At 73.1% G+C, this 21,172-nt stretch carries 15 protein-coding genes; 6 read left to right on the forward strand and 9 right to left on the reverse strand.

The window, feature by feature from the left end; all coding sequences use genetic code 11:
• Nucleotides 1-7 precede the first annotated feature (7 nt).
• On the forward strand, nucleotides 8-3,046 hold the full coding sequence (locus ACUYMY_RS07670; RefSeq protein WP_481703002.1) for a bifunctional [glutamine synthetase] adenylyltransferase/[glutamine synthetase]-adenylyl-L-tyrosine phosphorylase: 3,039 nt from the start codon (nucleotides 8-10) through the stop codon (nucleotides 3,044-3,046).
• Nucleotides 3,047-3,081: 35 nt separating this feature from the next.
• A complete protein-coding gene (locus ACUYMY_RS07675; RefSeq protein WP_481703003.1) occupies nucleotides 3,082-3,417 on the forward strand; it encodes a cupin domain-containing protein in 336 nt (111 codons plus the stop codon).
• A gap of 131 nt (nucleotides 3,418-3,548) precedes the next feature.
• Here ACUYMY_RS07675 and glnA read toward each other — a convergent pair whose 3' ends face one another.
• Nucleotides 3,549-4,973 (reverse strand): type I glutamate--ammonia ligase, encoded by a 1,425-nt coding sequence (gene glnA / locus ACUYMY_RS07680; RefSeq protein WP_481703004.1) that lies wholly within the window; start codon nucleotides 4,971-4,973, stop codon nucleotides 3,549-3,551.
• A 226-nt stretch (nucleotides 4,974-5,199) separates the two neighbouring features.
• Here glnA and ACUYMY_RS07685 point away from each other — a divergent pair, with 226 nt between their 5' ends.
• On the forward strand, nucleotides 5,200-5,634 hold the full coding sequence (locus ACUYMY_RS07685; protein WP_481703005.1) for an RDD family protein: 435 nt from the start codon (nucleotides 5,200-5,202) through the stop codon (nucleotides 5,632-5,634).
• Nucleotides 5,635-5,754: 120 nt separating this feature from the next.
• Here ACUYMY_RS07685 and ACUYMY_RS07690 read toward each other — a convergent pair whose 3' ends face one another.
• The 3 genes from ACUYMY_RS07690 to lipB form a co-directional block, all read right to left on the reverse strand.
• The gene (locus tag ACUYMY_RS07690) at nucleotides 5,755-6,486 is read right to left on the reverse strand and encodes a DUF4191 domain-containing protein (protein WP_481703006.1); all 732 of its coding nucleotides are present in this window, start codon (nucleotides 6,484-6,486) and stop codon (nucleotides 5,755-5,757) included.
• A 120-nt stretch (nucleotides 6,487-6,606) separates the two neighbouring features.
• Nucleotides 6,607-7,617: a lipoyl synthase gene (gene lipA / locus ACUYMY_RS07695; protein ID WP_481703007.1), complete on the reverse strand. Its 1,011-nt coding sequence runs from the start codon at nucleotides 7,615-7,617 to the stop codon at nucleotides 6,607-6,609.
• The gene (gene lipB, locus ACUYMY_RS07700) at nucleotides 7,614-8,294 is read right to left on the reverse strand and encodes a lipoyl(octanoyl) transferase LipB (protein ID WP_481703008.1); all 681 of its coding nucleotides are present in this window, start codon (nucleotides 8,292-8,294) and stop codon (nucleotides 7,614-7,616) included. Before lipB ends, lipA begins: the two co-directional genes overlap by 4 nt.
• Nucleotides 8,295-8,406: 112 nt before the next feature.
• Between lipB and ACUYMY_RS07705 the strand changes: the two genes are divergently transcribed.
• Entirely contained in the window at nucleotides 8,407-10,053 is a 1,647-nt protein-coding gene (locus tag ACUYMY_RS07705) for a serine/threonine-protein kinase (protein WP_481703009.1), read from the forward strand.
• A gap of 30 nt (nucleotides 10,054-10,083) precedes the next feature.
• A complete protein-coding gene (locus tag ACUYMY_RS07710; protein ID WP_481703010.1) occupies nucleotides 10,084-13,740 on the forward strand; it encodes a S41 family peptidase in 3,657 nt (1,218 codons plus the stop codon).
• Nucleotides 13,741-13,896: 156 nt separating this feature from the next.
• On the opposite strand, the gene ACUYMY_RS07715 is transcribed toward ACUYMY_RS07710, so the two are convergent.
• The 5 genes from ACUYMY_RS07715 to ACUYMY_RS07735 all read right to left on the reverse strand — a co-directional run bounded on the left by ACUYMY_RS07715 (nucleotide 13,897) and on the right by ACUYMY_RS07735 (nucleotide 20,009).
• Entirely contained in the window at nucleotides 13,897-14,322 is a 426-nt protein-coding gene (locus ACUYMY_RS07715; RefSeq protein WP_481703011.1) for an OsmC family peroxiredoxin, read from the reverse strand.
• A gap of 162 nt (nucleotides 14,323-14,484) precedes the next feature.
• The gene (locus tag ACUYMY_RS07720; RefSeq protein WP_481703012.1) at nucleotides 14,485-14,853 is read right to left on the reverse strand and encodes a hypothetical protein; all 369 of its coding nucleotides are present in this window, start codon (nucleotides 14,851-14,853) and stop codon (nucleotides 14,485-14,487) included.
• Nucleotides 14,854-15,007: 154 nt separating this feature from the next.
• On the reverse strand, nucleotides 15,008-16,795 hold the full coding sequence (gene sucB, locus ACUYMY_RS07725) for a 2-oxoglutarate dehydrogenase, E2 component, dihydrolipoamide succinyltransferase (protein ID WP_481703013.1): 1,788 nt from the start codon (nucleotides 16,793-16,795) through the stop codon (nucleotides 15,008-15,010).
• A 50-nt stretch (nucleotides 16,796-16,845) separates the two neighbouring features.
• A complete protein-coding gene (gene lpdA, locus ACUYMY_RS07730) occupies nucleotides 16,846-18,228 on the reverse strand; it encodes a dihydrolipoyl dehydrogenase (protein ID WP_481703014.1) in 1,383 nt (460 codons plus the stop codon).
• A 248-nt stretch (nucleotides 18,229-18,476) separates the two neighbouring features.
• Entirely contained in the window at nucleotides 18,477-20,009 is a 1,533-nt protein-coding gene (locus tag ACUYMY_RS07735; protein ID WP_481703015.1) for a leucyl aminopeptidase, read from the reverse strand.
• 183 nt (nucleotides 20,010-20,192) lie between these two features.
• On the opposite strand from ACUYMY_RS07735, the gene ACUYMY_RS07740 reads away from it, so the two are divergent.
• Nucleotides 20,193-21,164 (forward strand): proteasome assembly chaperone family protein, encoded by a 972-nt coding sequence (locus ACUYMY_RS07740; protein WP_481703016.1) that lies wholly within the window; start codon nucleotides 20,193-20,195, stop codon nucleotides 21,162-21,164.
• Nucleotides 21,165-21,172: the final 8 nt, after the last annotated feature.

The following is a 21,172-nucleotide window of genomic DNA, read 5'->3' on the forward strand; positions in this document are numbered from 1 at the left end:
GGACCGCATGGCTCCGAGCCTCGCGCGCAGGCTGATCGCCCTCGGCTCGTCCGATCCCGAGCGGGCCGAGCGGTTCCTGTCTGCCCGGGAGCTCGACGGCGTGGACAAGGAGGCCCTCCTCGAGGGCCTCTCGGTCGCCCCGGACCCGGACGCGGCGCTCCTGACGCTCGTGCGGCTCCTCGACCGCAGGCCAGAGCTCGCGTCGCTGCTCGAGGCCGGCCCGGAGCGCAGCGAGCCGCTCTTCCGCCTCCTCGGCGCGTCCGAGGCGCTCGGCGAGTTCCTGCTTCGCCGCCCCGAGCACCTCGACGTGCTCGAGGCCCCGCTCTCGGCCGAGCCGCTCGGCGCCGACCCCGACGAGCTGCGCACCTTCCTGCTGCGCTCCGTCGGCGCTGACCCGCATTCCGCCCGGCCCGTCGCCGCGGTGACGGGCGGGAGCGCGTACGAGGCCCTGCGGGTGGCCTACCGGCGGCGCCTGTGCGAGCTCGCCCTGCGCGACCTCGGCGCCGCCTCGCCAACAGACTTCCTCCCCACCGCCGCCGCCGAGCTCTCCGACCTGGCGGGGGCGGCCCTCGAGGCAGCCCTCGCCGTCGCCCGAGCCGAGGCCGCGGCGACGTTCCCGGCCGAGGAGGTCGCCGCCGTCGGGCTCGCCGTGATCGGCATGGGCAAGTGCGGGGCACGCGAGCTCAACTACATCTCGGACGTCGACGTGGTGTACGTGATCGACGCCGACTCGACGGGTCCCGGCGGAACGCTGGACGACACGCGGGCCGTTCAGATCGGCACGCTCCTGGCCACCGGGCTCGCCCGAGCGGTCTGGTCGACGGGACGCGAGCCGGCACTGTGGCAGGTGGACGCGAACCTGCGGCCCGAGGGCCGGGACGGCCCGCTCGTGCGCACCCTCGACTCGCATCTGGCCTACTACGCGCGCTGGGCGGAGAGCTGGGAGTTCCAGGCCCTCCTCAAGGCACGCTGCATTGCGGGGGACCGGGAGCTGGGGGCCCGCTACGAGGCCGCGATCGCCCCGCTCGTGTGGGCCTCCGCGGGGCGGGACGGCTTCGTCGAATCGGTCCAGGCCATGCGCCGCCGCGTCACCGAGAACATCCCTGCGGGCGAGGCCGAGCGGCAGATCAAGCTCGGCGTCGGCGGCCTGCGCGACGTCGAATTCACGGTCCAGCTCCTCCAGCTCGTCCACGGCCGCGCCGACGAGTCGCTGCGCGTGCGGGACACGACATCGGCCATCGCGGCCCTCGCCGCGGGCGGCTACATCGGCCGCGGGGCCGCTGCCGAGTTCGACTCGTCGTACCGCTACCTGCGCCTCCTCGAGCACCGCATCCAGCTCTTCCGGCTCCGCCGCACCCACCTCATGCCCGTCGACCAGGACGCCCTGCGCGCCCTCGCCCGGGCCGTGCAGGGGATCTTCGACGTGGGCCGCTCGAACCCCGAGCAGCTCCTCGAGCGCTGGCACCGCACCAAGCGCAGCGTCCGTGAGCTGCACGAGCGCATCTTCTACCGCCCGCTGCTCAACACCGTCGCGAACCTGAGCCCCGACGAGGCCCGGCTGACCCCGCAGGCGGCGCAGGAGCGGCTCGCCGCGCTCGGCTACCGCGACCCGCAGGGCGCGATGCGGCACATCGAGGCGCTCACGGCCGGAGTGAGCCGCCGGGCCGCCCTCCAGCGCCAGCTCCTGCCCGTCCTGCTCGACTGGCTGGCCGACGGCGTGGATCCCGACGGCGGCCTGCTCGCCTTCCGCCGGGTGAGCGAGGCCCTCGGGACGACGCACTGGTACCTCGGACTCCTCCGTGACTCGGCGGCCGCCGCGGAGCGGCTGTGCCACGTCCTCTCCGACTCCCGGCTCATCGCCGACCTGCTCGAGGTCTCGCCGGAATCCGTCGCCTGGCTCGGCAACGACGGCGACCTGCGGCCTGTCCCGCTCGAGACGCAGTGGCAGGAGATCCAGGCCAAGCTGTCCAGGCACGAGGACCCGGCCGCGGCGATGCGGCTCGTCCGGCTCATCCGCCGGCGCGAGATCCTGCGCGTCGCCCTCGCGGACCGGGCCGGTCTCCTGGACGTCCGGGCGGTGGGGGAGGCCCTCGCCGACGCGGACCAGGCGGCCGTGCTCGCCGCCCTGCGCGTTGCCGAGGGCATCGCCGCCGCCAACGGCCCGGTCCTGACCCAGGTGCTCGTTGTCGCGATGGGCCGGCAGGGAGGCCGGGAGATCGGCTACGGCTCCGACGCCGACGTCATCTACGTGCACCGCCCGCTGCCCGCGGCCGACCCGACGGCGGCGCAGAAGCAGGCCCTCGAGATCGTCTCGAGCCTCTCCTCCCTCCTGACCCAGCCGCTCAAGCCCCCTGTCCTCGCCGAGCGGGTCCTCACGCTCGACGCGGACCTCCGACCCGAGGGCAAGAGCGGGCCGCTCGTGCGCTCGCTCGAGTCCTTCGCCGAGTACTACCGCCGCTGGGCCCTCGTGTGGGAGTCGCAGGCCCTGCTCCGCGCCCGGCCGCTCGCCGGGGACGACGACGTTGCGCGCGAATTCATGGCGCTCGTCGACTCCGTGCGCTACCCCGAGAAGCTCGACCCCGCCGACGTCCGCGAGATCCGCCGCATCAAGGCCCGCGTCGAATCGGAGCGACTGCCCCGCGGAGCCGACCCCTCGCGGCACCTCAAGCTGGGCCGCGGCGGGCTCAGCGACGTCGAGTGGCTCGTCCAGCTCCTCCAGCTCCAGCACGCGGCGCGGCACCCCGAGCTGCGCACGACGGCGACCCTTCCGGCGCTCTCGGCTGCGGCCGAGGCGGGGCTCATCCCGGCGGACGAGGCTGAGCTGCTCGCCGAGACCTGGACCCTCGCGAGCCGCGTGCGCAGCGCCAACGTCGCGTGGACCGGCAGGGCGTCCGATCTCCTGCCCTCCTCGCGGCGCGACCTCGAGGGCGTTGCGCGCTGGTGCGGCTACCCGCCCGGCCAGGCCAGCGCCCTCGAGCAGCACTACCTGAACCTCACGCGCCGGGCGCGGCAGGTCTTCGAGCGGCGGTTCTACGCCGCCGGATAATCCGCCACAACCTGGGACGCCAGAAGGAGCGGCACATGGAGCACGTCAGAGCCGACCTCGCCTCCGAGGCCGAGCGGGAACTCGCGCGGGCCCGGTCGGACGCCCACGGGCACAGCGCAGCGGCAGTGCTCAAGGACGGCCGGCTGCGGCACACGCTCCTGGCCATCCTCGACGGCCGCAGCCTCGGCGAGCACGCCAAGCCCGAGGCGGCGACGCTCCACGTCCTGCAGGGACGCGCCATCGTGCGTGCTGGCACGGACGGGCCCGAGACAACCGTCTCCCAGGGCGAGGTCATGGTGCTGCCCGGCGGAACCCACGACGTCCGCGCAGAGGGCGACCTCGTGGCGCTCCTGACGACGATCGCCGGCTGAGGCCGGCGGCCGGCCGAGGCCCTGCCGGTGGGCAGGGCGAGGCGCGGCCTCGCACGCCGGAAAAGCGCCCGCCCCGGGACGGCTGTGCCGTCCCGGGGCGGGCGCTTGGGCGGAAGGGTCCGCGGTGCGGATCAGACGCCGTAGTAGAGCTCGAACTCGTACGGGTTCGGGCGCAGGGAGAGCGGAGCGATCTCCTTCTCGCGCTTGTACGCGATCCAGGTGTCGATGAGGTCCTGCGTGAAGACGCCGCCGGCCTGGAGGAACTCGTTGTCCGCCTCGAGGGCCTCGAGCGCCTCGTCGAGCGAGCCCGGGGCCTTGGGGATGTCGCGGGCCTCCTCGGCGGGGAGCTCGTAGAGGTCCTTGTCGATCGGAGCCGGGGGCTCGATGCGGTTGCGGATGCCGTCGATGCCGGCCATGAGCTGCGCGGCGAAGGCGAGGTACGGGTTCGAAGAGGGGTCCGGCGCGCGGAACTCGATGCGCTTGGCCTTCGGGTTCGAGCCCGTGACCGGGATGCGGATGCCGGCGGAGCGGTTGCCCTGCGAGTACACCATGTTGACCGGGGCCTCGAAGCCCTTGACGAGGCGCTTGTAGGAGTTCACCGTCGGGTTCGTGAACGCGAGCACCGCCGAGGCGTGCTTGAGCAGGCCGCCGATGTACCAGCGGGCGACGTCGGAGAGGTTGGCGTAGCCCTTCTCGTCGTAGAAGAGCGGCTCGCCGCCGTTCCACAGCGACTGGTGGCAGTGCATGCCCGAGCCGTTGTCGCCGAAGATCGGCTTCGGCATGAACGTCACGGACTTGCCCCACTCGAGCGCCGTGTTCTTGATGATGTACTTGAACTTCTGCAGGTCGTCCGCGGCGCGGACGAGCGTCGAGAAGCGGTAGTTGATCTCGGCCTGGCCGGCGGCGCCGACCTCGTGGTGGGAGCGCTCGACCTCGAGGCCCGCGGCGTCGAGGTTCAGGCACATCGCGTCGCGCAGGTCGGCCTGGTGGTCGACCGGGGCCACGGGGAAGTAGCCGCCCTTGAACGGGGTCTTGTTGCCGAGATTGCCGCCCTCTTCCTCACGGGCGTTGTTCCACGGGGCCTCGATGGAGTCGACCTTGTAGAAGGAGCCCTGCGGGGAGGACTCGAACTGGACGTTGTCGAAGACGTAGAACTCGGCCTCGGGCGCGAAGAACGCGGTGTCGGCGATGCCGGTCGAGGCGAGGTAGGCCTCGGCGCGCTCGGCCACGCCGCGCGGGTCACGGTGGTAGGGCTCACCGGTGCGCGGGTTCACGATGGAGAAGTTGAGGGCGAGCGTCTTCTCGACGCGGAACGGGTCGACGAACGCCGTGGTGACGTCCGGGATGAGCTGCATGTCAGACTCGGCGATGCCCTGGAAGCCGCGGATGGACGAGCCGTCGAAGAGCTGGCCGTTCTCGAAGAAGTCCGCGTCGACCGTCTTGGCGGGGACGTTGAAGTGCTGCTGGACGCCCGGGAGGTCGGTGAAGCGGATATCGACGAACTTGACGTCTTCGTCCTGGATGTACTTGAGGACTTCGTCCGCAGACTTGAACATCTATGCTCCTATACACAAGGGGGGTGGCAGTCTGGCCGGGCGCAATCACGGCGCGCGCAGCCTGCGCGGCGCCGGACGCCTCGCTGCAACGGGCTCCAGCCTACGAATGGGGCATTTCCCGGCCGTGTCCGTATTGTTTCAGGCAGGTTACAGAAGGCTGTCGTGTGTAAACGCTAGCGGCCTGCCCGGCGCGTGGCCAGCGCGCCACGCGCCCTAGACTGGAGCGGTGATCGAGCGCAAAGACATCGGCTCCTGGCTCGGCGGCGCGCCGTCGTCCGACGGCGACTATCCCGGGCGGCGCCTCGGCAAGCCTACTGCCGGGCCAGGCTCCATCGGGCGCCCCGGCCGGCGTGTCCTCGCCCTGTGCATCGACTGGGCAGCGTCCCTCGCGATCTCGGGCGCGTTCTTCGGCGGCGACGCCATGGCCACGCTGGGGGTCTTCGCCGTCGAGCAGGTCCTCCTCGTCGGTCTCGCCGGCTTCAGCCTGGGTCACCGGATCGCGGGCCTGCGCGTCGAGCGCCTCGATGGCGGGCGGGTGTCCCTGCCCGCAGCGGCCCTCCGCACGGTCCTGCTGTGCCTCGTGATCCCCGCGGTCATCTTCGACCCGGACCAGCGCGGCCTCCACGACAAGGCGGCCGGGACCGTCGTCGTCCGCCTCTGACTCCTTCGGCCCAGAAAAGACTGGCCCTCGCCAAGAGACCGAAGGCCCAGAGCAGACCGGCCCAGAGCAGACGAGGACCCCGGGCGGTGCCCAGGGTCCTCGTGCGTGTCAGGGGTAGCGTCAGCGGCCGCGCATCGCGCGGCGGTCCGGCCGGACCCGGCGGGGGTCGATGCCCTTGGGGATCGGCATGCGCGGGCCGAGGGACGCGATCCGCTTGTCCACGGCCGCGACCTCCACCTTGGTCAGCTCGGGCTTGAGCTTCTGCATGGCCTTCGCGACGCCGCGCAGCGGGGTCTGGCCCTCGTCGCGCCCGGTCTCGATGACGTGGATCGGGACGTTCGGGAGGATGCGGGCGAGGCGCTTGCGCTCCTCGTCGACGAGCTGGCGCACGCGCGTGCTGGGGCCCTCGGTCACGAGGACGACGCCGGGGCGGCCGATCGCGCGGAACACGACGTCCTGCATGCGGTTGACGGCGACAGGCTCCTCGGCGACGATCCAGCCGCGGCGGAGGGTGCTGAGCGCCGCGCCGGCAGCGCCGGGCTGGCCCTCGATCTGGCTGAACGCAGCACGCTCCGCGCGGCGGCTCAGGATGAAGACGGCGCCGAGCAGGCCCAGCGGGATGCCGATGATGAGGCCCGTGATCCAGTTGTCGAGCAGGAAGCCGATGAGCAGGCTCACGCCGGTGACGGCGAGGAACACGAGCGCCATGAGCCAGACGGCATTCGGGTCGGCCTTCCGGGTCATCTGGAAGACCTGGATGAACTGCTTGAAGCCTTTGAAGCGTTCCTTCTTCGGCTTGATGTCCTTGGGATTCCCCGAGGGCGTGCTGGGGGTGTCGGTGCGCTTGGCCATAGTCCCTCAATTCTACGGGACGCTCGAGCGCGCGGCGCCCGTCCGAGCGCCCCAGGACGGGGTCCCGATGGGCGCCGCGCGCCGTGTGCTCCGCATGCTGTTCCGGCTGTGCGGACCCTGTCAGCCCTGGCGGGCGGCGACGAGGGTCGCGGCCTCCTGGCGGGTCGTGCCGGAGCTCTCGATGTGCGCGAGGTGCGCGGGGATCGGCAGGCCCTTCTTGCGCATCGCCGTCGCCCAGAGGCGGCCGGCACGGTACGAGGAGCGCACGAGCGGGCCGCTCATGACGCCGAGGAAGCCGATCTCCTCGGCCTCCTGGGAGAGCTCGACGAACTCCTCGGGCTTGACCCAGCGCTCGACGGGGTGGTGCCGCTCGGAGGGGCGCAGGTACTGGGTGATGGTGATGAGGTCGCAGCCGGCCTCGTGGAGGTCGCGCAGGGCCTCGGAGACCTCCTCGCGGGTCTCGCCCATGCCGAGGATGAGGTTGGACTTCGTGACCATGCCGCGGTCCCGGCCCTGCGTGATCACGTCGAGCGAGCGCTCGTAGCGGAACGCCGGGCGGATGCTCTTGAAGATGCGCGGGACGGTCTCGACGTTGTGCGCGAACACCTCGGGGGCGGCGTCGCAGATCGCGGCGATGTGCTCGGGCTTGCCGGAGAAGTCCGGGATGAGGATCTCGACGCCGGTGCCCGGGTTGAGCTCGTGGATCTTGCGGATCGTCTCGGCGTAGAGCCAGGTGCCCTCGTCCTCGAGGTCGTCTCGGGCGACCCCGGTGACGGTCGCGTAGCGCAGGTTCATCGACTGCACGCTGCGGGCGACCTTGGTCGGCTCGAAGCGGTCGAGCGGGGAGGGCTTGCCCGTGTCGATCTGGCAGAAGTCGCAGCGCCGGGTGCATTCCGAGCCGCCGATGAGGAACGTGGCCTCCTTGTCCTCCCAGCACTCGAAGATGTTGGGGCAGCCGGCCTCCTCGCAGACCGTGTGCAGCCCCTCCTTCTTGACCTGGTTCTTGAGCTGGACGAACTCCGGTCCCATCTGGACCTTGGCCTTGATCCAGTCCGGCTTGCGCTCGACGGGCGTCTGGGCGTTGCGTGCTTCGATGCGCAGCAGGCGGCGTCCTTCGGGGGCGAGGGTCACGCGAGGGCTCCTTCCGGCGCGGCGATGCCGGCGGCGACGAATTCGTCCTGGCGGCGGGAGAGCTCCTCCGCGATCCGGTCGACGATGTCGCTGGGGCTGACGTCACGCCCGCATTCGGCCGAGATGGTGGTGGTCCCGGCGTCGGTGATGCCGCACGCGATGATCTGCGCGTACGGCTCGAGGCTGTTGTTGCAGTTGATCGCGAACCCGTGGCCCGTGACGCCGTCGTGGACGCTGATGCCGATGGCCGCGATCTTCCGGTCGCCGCCGCGGGAATCCGCGCGCACCCAGACGCCCGAGCGGCCGTCGACGTGCTCGGCCCTGATCCCGTACTCCGAGATCACGGTGATCATGACGTCCTCGAGCAGTTCGACGTAGGCCCGGATGCCGCGGGGCTCCCTGAGCCGGACGATCGGGTACCCGACGAGCTGCCCCGGGCCGTGCCACGTGAGCTTCCCGCCGCGGTCGACGGGGACGACGGGGGTCCCGTCGAGGGGACGCTCGTGCTCCTCAGTGCGCTTGCCCGCGGTGTACACCGCGGCGTGCTCGAGGAGGAGGACGGTGCTGGGGGAGTTGCCGGCCACCACGTCGTCGTGGAGCTGGCGCTGCGCCTCGAGGCCGGCTTCGTAGTCGACGTAGTCCGGCGCGAACCCCAGCCGGGTGAACGCAAGAGTCATGCCGTCCAGCTTAGCCCTCCGCCCCGGGCCCCAGCCCGGCAGTGTGGCGAACGTCGCACCGGCCTGTGGATAACTTCTGCGGCACCTTGCGGGTCTGCGGTAGACATGAGCCATGGAGACCCAGCCGCACCCCGGGCAGCCGCCGAGCGCGGACCAGCCGGAGCCGCCCGCCCTGCCGGGCTACGACGTTGTGCGCCATCTCGGGACGGGGGCGGCGGGACACGTGTGGCTCGTGCGTGAGGCGGCGACGGGCCGGGCCCTCGCCGCCAAGGTGATCGCCCGTGGCACTGCCGCGGAGCCCGAGGCCCTCTCGGCGGCGCGGCGCGAGCTGCGGATCGCGGGGGCCAAGCCGCACGACCACGTCCTCGCGGTCCGCGACGCCGTTGCCGTGCAGGGCGGGGCACACGGTCCCACGGACGTCGCCGGTGGGGGAAGCGGGGAGGGCACAATCGCGCTCCTGGCCGACTACGCGGCGGGCGGCTCGCTCGGGCGGCTCCTCGCCGCCCGCGGGCGGCTCGGCGTGGGCGAGACGGTGACGGCCGTCGCGCCAGTCGCGCAGGCGGTGGGCGCGCTCCACGCCGAGGGCACGGTCCATGGCGACGTCTCGCCCGGGAACGTCCTGTTCACCGCCCAGGGCAAGCCGCTGCTCTCCGACTTCGGCCTCGCCCGCATGGTCGGAGACGCGTCCGCGGCCGACGCCGGCACGCCCGGCTTCGCCGACCCGGTGCCGAGGGCGCCGGAGGAGGAGCACGTGCGCACCGCCGCCCGGGACGTCTTCTCCCTCGGGGCGCTCGCGTGGTTCTGCCTCACAGGCTCGCCCCCGCAGCCGACGTCGGCCCGGCCACCGCTCAGCCTCCTCGTCGAGGACGTCCCGGCGGAGCTCGCCGCGGCCATCGAGACGGCCCTGCGGGAGGAGCCCTTCGCACGCCCCACCGCCGCCGAGTTCGCGCACGCCCTCTTCCGCAGTGCCCGCGCCGAGCCGGTCGACCTCGCCCCCGCGGTGGACGCAGCCGTCATCCCCGAGCTGCTCACCCGCGTGCAGCCGCCGCCGCCGGGGCGCTGGCCGCTCGCGCGCCTCCGCCGGCCCCGGCGCCGGCCGCTCTTCGGCGCCGAGGCCGACGCCCGATCGCCGAGGACCCACCGGGCCCCGGACGCCCGCGGGCTGGCCTCGCGCGCCGCAGTGCTGCGGGCCTGCACCGCCTTCCTCGTCCTGGTCGCCCTCGTCGCCGGCGGGTGGTGGGCGGCGTCGCTTGGCGGGGTGACCACCACCGCGGCGCATGCGCCGGCTTCCGACGGCGGGCGTCCCGCCGAAGGCGCGGCGGGATGGGACGCCCTCCCCGAGCAGCTGCGCACGGCCGCCGAGGCCGACGACCCGGTGCGCGCGGTCCAGGCCCTCTCGGACATCCGGGCCCGGGCCATCGCCGCCGCCGACCGTCCCCTGCTCGAGGCCGTGAGCGTCCCGGGCTCCCCGGCGGCCGCGGGGGACGCGGCCCTGGCGGACGGGCTCGCCCGGGACGGCCAGCGGCTCGAGGGCTTCCGCGCGAGCGTGACCGCGGCGTCGCTCGAGCCGGACCCGGCGCCCGGGGCGGCGCCCGGCAGCGCCGTCGTGCGGGTGCGCATCGTCACGAGCGGCTACACCGTGCTCGACGCCGCGGGCGCACCCGTGGGGGAGAGGCCAGCCGGCCGCGACCAGGACCTGCGGGTCGTGCTCGAGCGCGTCGACGGACGCTGGCGCGTGGCCAGCGTCCTCGCGGCGTGAGCGAGCGCGCGGCCTGCCTATGATCGGAGGATGACTGGCTCCAGCTACTTCCGCTATCCCCATGTGCACGGGGACCTCGTGGCCTTCGTGGCCGAGGACGACGTCTGGCTCGCGCCCGTGTCCGGCGGCCGCGCCTGGCGGCTGTCCGCGCTCCGGCTCCCGGCCCGCAACCCCCGCTTCGCCCCCGACGGGTCGAAGGTCGTCTGGACCGTGGTGCAGGGCAGCGCGCCCGAGGTCGTCTCGGCGGACGTGGACGGCGGCGGCTTCCGCCAGCTCACCTACTTCGGTCACTCGACCACCCGCGTCAAGGGCTTCGAGCCCGGCGGCCGCGTCGTCGTCACGAGCGCCCACAACCAGCCGGACTCGCGGCACACGCACGCGTACACCGTGCCCCTCGACGGCGGCTGGCTCGAGGAGCTGCCCTACGGGCCGGTGGACTCCGTCGCCTTCGGCCCCCGCGTCGGGGACGAGCGGCCCGTCGTCGTCGGGAGCGTCCTGACGCGCGAGCCCGCCTCCTGGAAGCGGTACCGCGGGGGCGCGGCGGGGAAGCTCTGGATCGACCCCGACGGCGGCGGCGAGTTCCGCCTGCTCGTCCCCGGCCTCGAGGGCAACCTCTGCGACCCGATGTGGATCGACGGCCGGATCGCCTTCCTCTCGGACCACGAGGGCGTCGGCAACCTGTACTCCGTGGACCGGCTCGGCCAGGACCTGCGGCGGCACACCGACTTTGACCGCTTCTACGTGCGGCACGCGACCACCGACGGCAGCCGCATCGCCTTCGAGTCCGCCGGCGAGCTCTGGCTCCTGGACGGCCTCGACGCCGAGCCCCGCCGTCTGGACGTGGCGCTCGCCTCGGCCTCCACCTCGCGCCGCCCCGTCCCGCTCGCGGTGTCCCGCCACCTCGGCGAGGTCGTGCCGACCCCGGATGGGCGCGCAAGCGTCGTCGAATCGCATGGCACGGTGCACTGGCTCGCGCACCGCGACGGGCCCTCCCGCGTCGTGGAGGCGACGCCGGGCGTGCGCGCCCGGCTCGCCCGCCCGCTCGGCTCGGACGCCGTCGCATACATCGCGGACCACGAGGGCGAGGAGGGGCTGTTCATCAAGCGCCTCGCGGGCGCCGAAGCCGCGGCCCGTGCCGCCGCGGCGGGGACCCGCACCGCGGCGGAGCGCGACGGCGGGCCCGCGAGGGTGGAGTTCGACGGCGGCGACGGCCTCCCCGTTCCCGTCTCGGCGCTGTCCACGACGGGCCAGCCGGGCCAGCCCGGCGCACCCGGCGCGGGCGGAGACGGTGGAGACGAGGCGGCGAGGGGCGACGACGCGGCCGCGCCCTCCGGGAGCCAGACGGGCACATTCTCCGCGGGCCTGCGTGCCCCGGCCGCGGCGGGCTCGCGCTCATACGTCGTGCCCGGCCGGGAGAGCGCGCCGCCGGACCCTGAGGTGACGGCCGACTCGCTCCCGCGCCTGCGCCGCATCGCGCTCCCCACGCCGAGCCGCGCGGCGGAGCTCGTCCCAAGCCCCGACGGCACGCTCATCGCGGTCGGCACGGCCTTCGGCGAAGTGCACCTCGTCGACGTCGCGTCCGGCACCGCGACGACCCTGAGCAGCGTCGAGGAGGGCAGCGTCGAGCAGCTCGCGTGGAGCCCCGACTCGCGGTGGCTCGCCTGGAGCGAGCCCGTCACGGCGTTCGGCGCGCGGTCGAAGATCCGCCTCGCCGAATGCTCGACCGGGACGATCGCCGACGTCACCGACGGGCGCTTCTGGGACGCGTCCCCGGCATTCACGCCCGACGGCGCGTACCTCGCCTTCCTCTCGGGCCGCAGCTTCGACCCGGTGTACGACGGCCACTCGTTCGACCTCTCGTTCCCGAGCCCGATCAAGCCGTACATCGTCCCGCTCGAGGCCACCAAGGCGAGCCCGTTCGGCCCGCGCGTGGCGGACTTCGGGGACGCAGGCCGCGGAGCGGGGAGCGCGGCCGAGGGCCGCGGGGCCGACGACGCCGAAGCCGCCGCCCCGCCGTCGTCCGCGCCGCCCCGCGTGACGGTGGACCTCGAGGGGATCCAGCACCGGATCGTGGCCCTGCCCGTCCGGCAGGGCAACTACTCGCGCCTCTCCGCGGCTCCCGACGCGCTCCTGTGGCTCTCCCAGGACCTCGCCGGAGCCACGGGCGAGGGCAAGGCGAAGCCGGGGGACAAGGACACGCCGCCCACCCTGCAGCGTCTCGACCTCGTCTCGGGCGTCGAGACGACGCTCGTCTCGGCCCTCGACGCCTACCGGATCAGCGGCGACGGGTCCCGGGTCGTGTACGTGCGGGACAGGGCCGTGCACAGCGTGCCGAGCTCGTCGGCCGCCGAGGACGGGCACAGCGAGCACATCGCCGTCGACCTCGACCGGATCCGCGTCCGGCTCGATCCCGTCTACGTCTGGTCGCAGGCCTTCGACGAGGCCTGGCGGCTCCAGCGCGACTTCTTCTGGACACCGGACATGGCCGGGACCGACTGGGACGAGGTCTCGGACCGGTACCGTCCCCTCGTCGCCCGGCTCGGCTCCCACGACGACCTCGTCGACCTCCTGTGGGAGGTGCACGGCGAGCTGGGGACGTCTCACGCCTACGTGACCCCGGCGCCCGTGACCGAGCCCGGGGCGGGCGGCCAGGGCCGGCTCGGCGGCGAGTTCGACTTCGACGGCGGCTGGGTGGTGCGGCGCGTGCTCGCCAACGAGTCCTCCGACCCGCTCGCGTCCTCGCCCCTGGCCTCGCCCGGCGCGGACGTCCGCGCCGGGGACCGCCTCCTCGAGGTCGACGGCGTGCCGCTCACCCCCGAGTTCGGCCCGGCCATGGCCCTTGTCGGGGCCGCGGGGAAGGTCGTCGAGCTGACCGTTCTCAACGGCCCCGCCCACGGTGCCGAGGCCGGCGAGAGCCGCCGCATCGCCGTCGTGCCCATCCGCGACGAGGAGCGGCTGCGCTACCAGGACTGGGTCCAGGCGAACCGCCGGCTCGTCCGCGAGGCCTCCGGCGGCCGCTTCGGCTACCTCCATGTGCCCGACATGGCCGCGCGCGGCTGGGCCCAGCTGCACCGCGACCTCGACACCGAGACCGCCCTCGACGCGCTCGTCGTCGACGTGCGCCGCAACCGCGGCGGGCACACGTCCCAGCTCGTCGCGGAGCTCATCGGCCGCCGCGTCACGGGCTGGAGCATGCCCCGCGGCGAGCAGCCGCGCACTTACCCGCGGCAGGCCCCGCGCGGCCCGGTCGTGATCCTCGCGGACGAGTTCGCCGGGTCCGACGGGGACATCATCACCCAGGTGGCCAAGCTGCGCGGGATCGGCCCCGTGGTGGGCACGCGCACGTGGGGCGGCGTCGTCGGCATCGACAACCGCTTCCGGCTCGCCGACGGCACGGGCGTGACGCAGCCGCGCTACGCGACGTGGTTCGAGGACGGCGTCGGCTGGGGCGTGGAGAACGCCGGCGTCGAGCCGGACATCGAGGTCCCCTACCCGCCGCACGCCTACGCGGCCGGCATCGATCCGCAGCTCGAGCAGGGCATCGGGGTGCTCAAGGAGATGCTCGTCGAGATCCCCACCCAGCGCCCGCCGGCGCGGGAGGGCTACCGCTCGCTCCGCCCCGCGCCGCTCCCGCCGCGGCCGCAGGCCCTGGCCGGCGCCGAGCCTGTCCCGGCCCTCGAGGGCTGAGCCCCGCCCTGTCCGGCCGGCGACGCACGAAGGCCCCCTCCGCACGCCGGTGCGGAAGGGGCCTTCGTGCGTCCCAGAGCCCGGGGCACTCCGGGCGCTGGGGCCCCTGCGGGCCGCCGGCCGCGGCGACAGGATCGCCGTCGGCCGAGACGTGGATCAGGACTCGAGCGTGGCCTCGAGTGTGATCGGGATGGAGAGCGCCTGGCTCACCGGGCAGCCGGACTTGGCGGCGTCGGCGATCTTCTGGAACTCGTCCTCGGCGATGCCGGGGATGCGGGCCGAGACCGTGAGCTTGCTGCCGGTCACGCCCTCGCCCGGCTGGAAGCCGACCTCCGACTTCGTCTCGATGCGCTCGGCCTTGTAGCCGGCCTTGTCGAGCTCGTTGCTGAAGGCCATCGAGAAGCACGCGGAGTGCGCGGCAGCGAGGAGCTCCTCGGGGCTGGTCTTGCCGCGGGCGTCCTCGGTGCGCGCCTTCCAGGTCACGTCGTAGGTGCCGATGCCCGAGTAGTCGAAGGTGGTCTCGCCGGCGCCCTCGAAGAGGTTGCCCTGCCAGATGGTGTGCGCGTTGCGGATGGTAGCCATGCGTGCTCCTTGCGTGCGTGGTCGGTGTGCCGCGGCGAAGCCGGAAAGGGACTGCGCCGTCCTCGCCCATCCTAGGCATACCCGGGCCCAGGCCGGGTACAGGACGGCCCCGGACGCCGGGCGTGACGCCGGCGGCCGGGGCCGTGTGCCGCGGTGCCCTGGCTAGTTCCAGAGGGTCGCGATCGCGACGTTGAGGAGGGCGAGGCCGCCGACGGCGTGCGCGAGCCCGGGCGCGACCGTCTCGCCCGCCTTGCGCCTGCGGTTGCCGACGAACGCGAGGGCGCCGACGATCACGGCGACGGCGAACTTGACGATGAGCTTGGGGTAGTTCGGGTCGGCGAAGGCCTCCTCGGTCTGGCCGAGGACGGGGATGAGGCCCATGAGGATGATGCCCGTGAGCAGCTGAGTCATCGCGCCGTCGAACTGCCGCGGCCCGACGGTGGGCTGCTTCATGTTCGCGATCCAGGGGCCGATGATCATGGCCGCACCCACGATGTGCACGAAGACGACGATGTTGTAGACGATTGTCATGGTCTCGAGTCTAGTGGCGGGGAGAGGCGCGATCGGCCGGGCGCGGGCGCGGCGGATCCCAAGTGCATAACGAATGCCGGCCCCGCCAGACTGCCGGGAAACGGCGACGGCGCCCGTCCCTGGGGACGGGCGCCGCCGGCGTCGTGCGCGGTGCTCAGAGGCCGAGGTCGGCCTCGAAGGCGCCCTCCTCGAGGCGCGCCTTGAGCGTCTGCAGGAAGCGGCCCGCGTCCGCGCCGTCCACGAGACGGTGGTCGTACGTGAGCGAGAGGTACATCATCGAGCGGACGGCGATGACGTCGTCGCCCTCGCTGTTCTGGGTGACCCACGGGCGCTTCACGATCGCGCCCGTGCCCAGGATCGCGACCTGCGGCTGGTTGATGATCGGGGTGTCGAAGAGCGCCCCGACCGAGCCGATGTTCGTGATGCTGAACGTGCCGCCGGAGAGCTCGTCCGGGCCGATCTTGCCCTTGCGCGTGCGGTCGGCGACGTCCGCGATCTTGGCGGACAGGCCCGCGAGGTTGAGGCTGCCGGCGTCCTGGATGACCGGGACGAGGAGGCCCTTCTCGGTGTCCACCGCGATCGCGAGGTGCTCCGCGTTGTGGTACGTGATCTGCTGCTGCGCCTCGTCGTACTCGGCGTTGAGCTTCGGGTGCTGCTTGAGCGCCTCGGCGACCGCCTTCGCGATGAACGGCAGGAAGGTGAGCTTGGTGCCGTTCTGCGCGAGGAACTGGCCCTTGGCCTTGTCCCGGAGCTTCGCGATCTTGGTCATGTCGACCTCGTGGACCTGCGTGAGCTGGGTCGACGTGTCGAGGGACTCGCGCATGCGGCGGGCGATGACCTGGCGGATGCGCGGGGCCTTCTCGGTCGTGCCGCGCAGCGACGACGGGGCGACCGAGGGGCCCGCCTTCGCCGGGGCGGCGGCAGGCGCGGCCGGAGCGGGGGCGGCCTGCGCAGCCGTGGCGGCCTCGGCCGCGGCGAGCACGTCCTGCTTGCGGATGCGGCCGCCGACGCCGGTCCCCGTGAGGGTCGTGACGTCGATGCCGTGCTGATTGGCCAGCTTGCGCACGAGGGGGGTCACGTAGCCGGACTCGCCACCCTGAGCCGGGGCCTGCTGCGCGGGCGCCTGCGGTGCCGGCGCCTGCGGTGCCGGGGCCGCCGGAGCCTGCGGCGCCGGAGCCTCCTGGGCCGGGGCGGGGGCTTCCTCCGCCGGGGCGGGGGCGGCGGGGGCCTCCTGAGCCGGGGCCGGGGCCGCCTGGGCCGGGGCCTCGGCGACTGGAGCGGCCTGCGCCGGGGCACCCGAGCCGACGACGGCGAGGACGGCGCCGACCTCGGCGGTCTCGTCCTCGTTCACGCGGATCTCGAGCAGCGTGCCGGCCACGGGGGAGGGGACCTCTGTGTCGACCTTGTCGGTGGAGACCTCGAGGAGCGGCTCGTCGACCTCGACGGCGTCGCCGACGGCCTTGAGCCAGCGGGTCACCGTGCCCTCCGTGACGCTCTCGCCGAGGGCCGGGAGAGTGACCTCGTGGCCCTCGGGGGCGGCCTGCGCCGAGGCGGGCTCCGCCGGCTCCTCGGCCGGGGCGGCCTGCTGCGGGGCCGGGGCCTCTGCGGCGGGGGCAGCCGGGGCCGGTGCCTCCTGTGCGGGCGCCTCCTCGGCAGGCGCAGCCTGGGCCGGGGCGGCCTCGGCGGGCGCGCTGCCGGCACCGGCGCCGTCGCCGATGCGGGCCAGGGGCGCGCCGACCTCGGCGGTCTCGTCCTCGCCGACGAGGATCTCCTCGAGGACGCCCGCGACGGGCGACGGGATCTCGGTGTCGACCTTGTCGGTGGAGACCTCGACGAGCGGCTCGTCGAGCTCGACGCGGTCGCCGACCTGCTTGAGCCAGCGGGTGACGGTTCCTTCGGTGACGCTCTCCCCGAGCGCAGGCAGGTTGACGGTCTCAGACATGTGTCCCCGTACTCCTTAGTTCTTTTCTCGTGCGAATGTCTCGGGGCTGCTCAGCCGTGGAGCGCCTTGCCGGCGAGGGCGAGGTGGACCTCGCCGAGGGTCTCGTTCTGCGTCGGGTGCGCGTGGACGAACTGGGCGACGTCCTCCGGGTAGGCCTCCCAGTTGACGATGAGCTGCGCCTCGCCGATCTGCTCGCCCATGCGGGAGCCGATCATGTGCACGCCGACGACGGGGCCGTCCTTCTGGCGCACGACCTTGACGATGCCGCCCGTGCCGAGGATCGAGCTCTTGCCGTTGCCCGCGAGGTTGTACTCCTGGGTCTGCACCTGGTCGTCGCCGAACTTTTCCTTGGCGCCCTTCTCGGTGTAGCCGACCGTGGCGATCTCGGGCTCGCAGAACGTGACCTTGGGGATGTTCACGTCCTCGACGACGACCGGGTTGAGGCCGGCGATCTCCTCGGCGACGAAGATGCCCTGCTGGTAGCCGCGGTGGGCGAGCTGGACACCGGGGACGATGTCGCCGACGGCGTAGACGCTGCCGACGCCGGTGTGGAGGCGCTCGTTCGTGATGACGAAGCCGCGGTCGATCGTGATGCCCGCCTCCTCGTAGCCGAGGTTCGCCGTGACCGGGCCGCGGCCGACGGCGACGAGCAGGAGGTCGGCCTCGAACGTCTTGCCGTCGACGAGGGTGACCTTGACGCCGCTGTCGTTCTGCTCGACGCCCTGGAAGAAGGTGCCGGTGTTGAACTTGATGCCGCGCTTCTTGAACGCGCGCTCGAGCTGCTTGACGATCGCCTCGTCCTCGTTGGGCACGAGCGAGGGCAGGCCCTCGATGATCGTGACGTCGACGCCGAAGGACTTCCAGACCGAGGCGAACTCGACGCCGATCACGCCGCCGCCGAGCACGATCGCGCTCTGCGGGATGTAGTCGAGCTCGAGGGCCTGGTCCGAGGTGATGACCCGGCCGCCGATCTCGAGGCCCGGGAGGCTGCGCGAGTAGGAGCCGGTCGCGAGGACGATGTTCTTGCCCTTGTACGCCGTGCCGTTGACCGTGACGGTGTCCGCGGAGGTGAGGCGGCCCTCGCCCTCGATGACCGTGATGCCCTTGGACTTGATGAGGCCCGTGAGACCCTTGAACTTGCCGGCGACGATCCCGTCCTTGTACGCGTTGACGGCGCTGATGTCGATGCTGTCGAGCGTGACGTTGACGCCGTACTTCGCGGAGTCGCGGGCGTGGTCAGCAAGCTCGGCCGAGTGGAGGAGCGCCTTTGTCGGGATGCAGCCGTTGTGCAGGCACGTGCCGCCGAGCTTGGCCTTCTCGACGAGGCCGACGGTGAGGCCGAGCTGGACGGCGCGCAGCGCCGTGGCGTAGCCGCCACTCCCGCCGCCGAGGACCAAGATGTCGAATTCCTGCGCAGTTGCCTGGTCGGCCACGTGGACGCTCCTCGCCTTGTGGACGGCGTTCCGCCGTCAGATATGACAGTTGTGCCCGCGGCGGTCCGCGCAGGCCCGGTATCAGGGGAAACCCTATCCCCCCGACGGACTATGCTCCACCTTCCCGGATCGAATGTCACCGGGCTTGTGGCCAGAGTCACGGGAACTCTAGCACTTCCACTTGGCGGACTTTCAATTTCGCAATATGAAAAGAGGGCCTGACGCCGGGTGGCGTCAGGCCCTCCGGCTCAGGCCTGGGACGCGCCGTCGAGGGCCTCGAGGTAGCCCACGAGGGTCCTGACCGTGGCGCCCGTTCCCTGCTTCGGCGTGTGGCCGTAGGCGGAGCCGGTGTTGAAGGCGGGGCCCGCGATGTCGATATGGGCCCACGGCACGGGACTGCCGTCGGCGCGGGTGCCGACGAATTCACGGAGGAAGATCGCCGCGGTGAGCATGCCCCCGGGCCGTTCGCCGACATTCGCGATGTCGGCCGTCGCGGAGTCGAGGCCCGCGCGGAGCTCCTCGGGCAGCGGCATGGGCCAGGCGGGCTCGCCCGCAGCGGCAGCGGCGTCGAGCAGCGGGCGCGTGACGGCGTCGTCGCCCATGACCCCCGCCGTGCGCGTGCCGAGCGCGATGAGCGCTGCGCCGGTGAGCGTCGCGACGTCGATAAGCGCGTCGGGCTCCTCGTCGCTCGCGGCCGAGAGCCCGTCCGCCATGACGAGCCGGCCCTCGGCGTCGGTGTTGAGCACCTCCACGGTCTTCCCGCCGCGCACGGTGATGACGTCGGCGGGCCGCTGCGCTGTGCCCGAGGGCATGTTCTCGGCGATGCACAGCCACGCCGTGATGGAGACACCGAGGCCCAGCCGTGCGGCCGCGAGCAGCGCGGTGAGCACGGTCGCGGCGCCCGCCATGTCGCTCTTCATCTGGTCCATCTGGGCCGCGGGCTTGATCGAGATGCCGCCGGTGTCGAAGGTGATGCCCTTGCCCACGAGGTGGACGCGCCGCGTGGCCTTGGCCGGCGTGTACTCGAGCTTGACGAGCCGGGGCGGGCGGGCCGAGCCCTGGCCGACGGCGAGGATGCCCCCGAACCCCTCCTTCGCGAGCCGCTTCTCGTCCCAGACCGTCACCTTGACCGGAAGGCCCTTCGCGAGCTCGCGGGCCGCCTCGGCGAACGTCTCGGGGTAGAGCTGGCTCGGCGGCATGTTCACGAGAGTGCGCGTGGCGTTGACCGCGGCGCCGACGACGGCGGCGCGAGCGAGGGCGTCGTCGGCCGCCGGAGTGCCCGCCGCCGGGGAGTAGACGACGGCGCGGCGCACGTTCTCCTTCGGGCCGTCCGGCGTCACGGTCTTGTGCTCCGTGTAGGCGTACGCCCCGAGGGCCGCGCCCTCGGCGACGGCGCCCAGCTCCGCCGCGCCCGGGGCCGGGAGGGCGAGGACCACGGTGTCGCTCCCCGCGAGCTGCCGCACGGCACTGCCGGCGGCGCGCCGCAGCTGCTCGGCGCTCGGCACGGCCCCGTCGTCGAGCCTGCCCACGCCCGCGAGCGCGATGACGTCCGTGCCCAGCTCGGGCAGCCCCGGGAGGCGGTGGAGCTGGTCCGCGGACCCCGTCACCCCGAGGGCCCTCAGGGTCGAGCCGATGGCCTCGGCGTCGCGCGCGCTGAGCGGGCTCTCGAGCAGGACGGGGCCGTCGGGCCCGGCCGCGACGCCCACGACGAGGACGTCGCTCGGAGTCTTGCGGAGGTCCTTGGCGATGGCGCTCAGGGTGACTTCGCGGTTGCTGAACACGTCGGTGGCCTCGATTCTGCGCGGCGCCGGGGTCCTTGTCGCCGCGCTCTTGAAGTATTTCGCTGCGGTTGCTTCAGGTCCTACCGATCGTAGCCGCTCGTGGAATGATCGAAGGCTGGCCCACGTTGGACTCTTCCAGACTGTCCCGCGAGGGCCGACAGCTAGGCCAGAGAGGATTCCACCGTGATCGACCCCGTGACCGGGCCCCTGCAGGAGCCGGCCGGACTGTACTCCGCCGCCCCCGAGCTGACCGAGGACGCCGCGCTGCGCGGCCTGCCGCTCATCATGGGCTTCACCGGCTTCGCCGACGCCGGGCACGCCGTCCGCCAGATCGTCGACGAGCTCGTGCGCGAGCAGTCCGACGGCGCAGTGGCGGCCTTCGACGTCGACCAGCTGCTCGACTACCGCTCCCGCCGGCCCAGGATCCGCTTCGCCGAGGACCACCTCGAGGGCTACGAGCCGCCGCGGCTCGCCCTCTACCGGCTCGCCGACGGGCTCGGCCGGCCCTACCTCCTCCTCGCGGGCCCCGAGCCCGACCTGCAGTGGGAGCGGTTCGCGCGCGCCGTCGTCGGACTCGTCGAGCAGCTCGACGTCTCGTCGGTGCTGTGGCTCCACGCGATCCCCATGCCCGTCCCGCACACGCGGCCGCTCGGCGTGACCGTCCACGGCACCCGGCAGGAGCTCGTCGAGCGGATCTCGCGGTGGAAGCCCACCGTCGAGTTCCCGGCCTCCGTCGGCCACATCCTCGAGCTGCGCCTCATCGAGGCGGGCCGCGACGTGACGGGCTTCGTCGTCCACGTCCCGCACTACCTCGCCGAGGCCGAGTACCCGGCCGCGGCTGTGACGGGCCTCGAGCACCTCGGCGCCGCGTCCGCGCTCATGCTCCCGAGCGACCGCCTCCGTGAGGCGGCGCGGGAGGTCGGGCGCCAGGTCGCCGAGCAGGTGTCCGGGTCCGCCGACATCCGGGAGCTCGTCGCGGGGCTTGAAAAGCGGTTCGACGACCGTTCCGAGGAGTTCCCGCTCCGCTCGCTCCTTGCAGGCCCCGAGGACGAGCTGCCGACGGCGGAGGACCTCGGCGCCGCTGCCGAGGCGTACCTCGCCTCGCACGGCGGCTACGACGGCGGGAGCCCCGGGAGGGTCCGCCCGGCCGACTAGGATCGAGC

The organism is Sinomonas sp. T428B, from assembly GCF_056780155.1.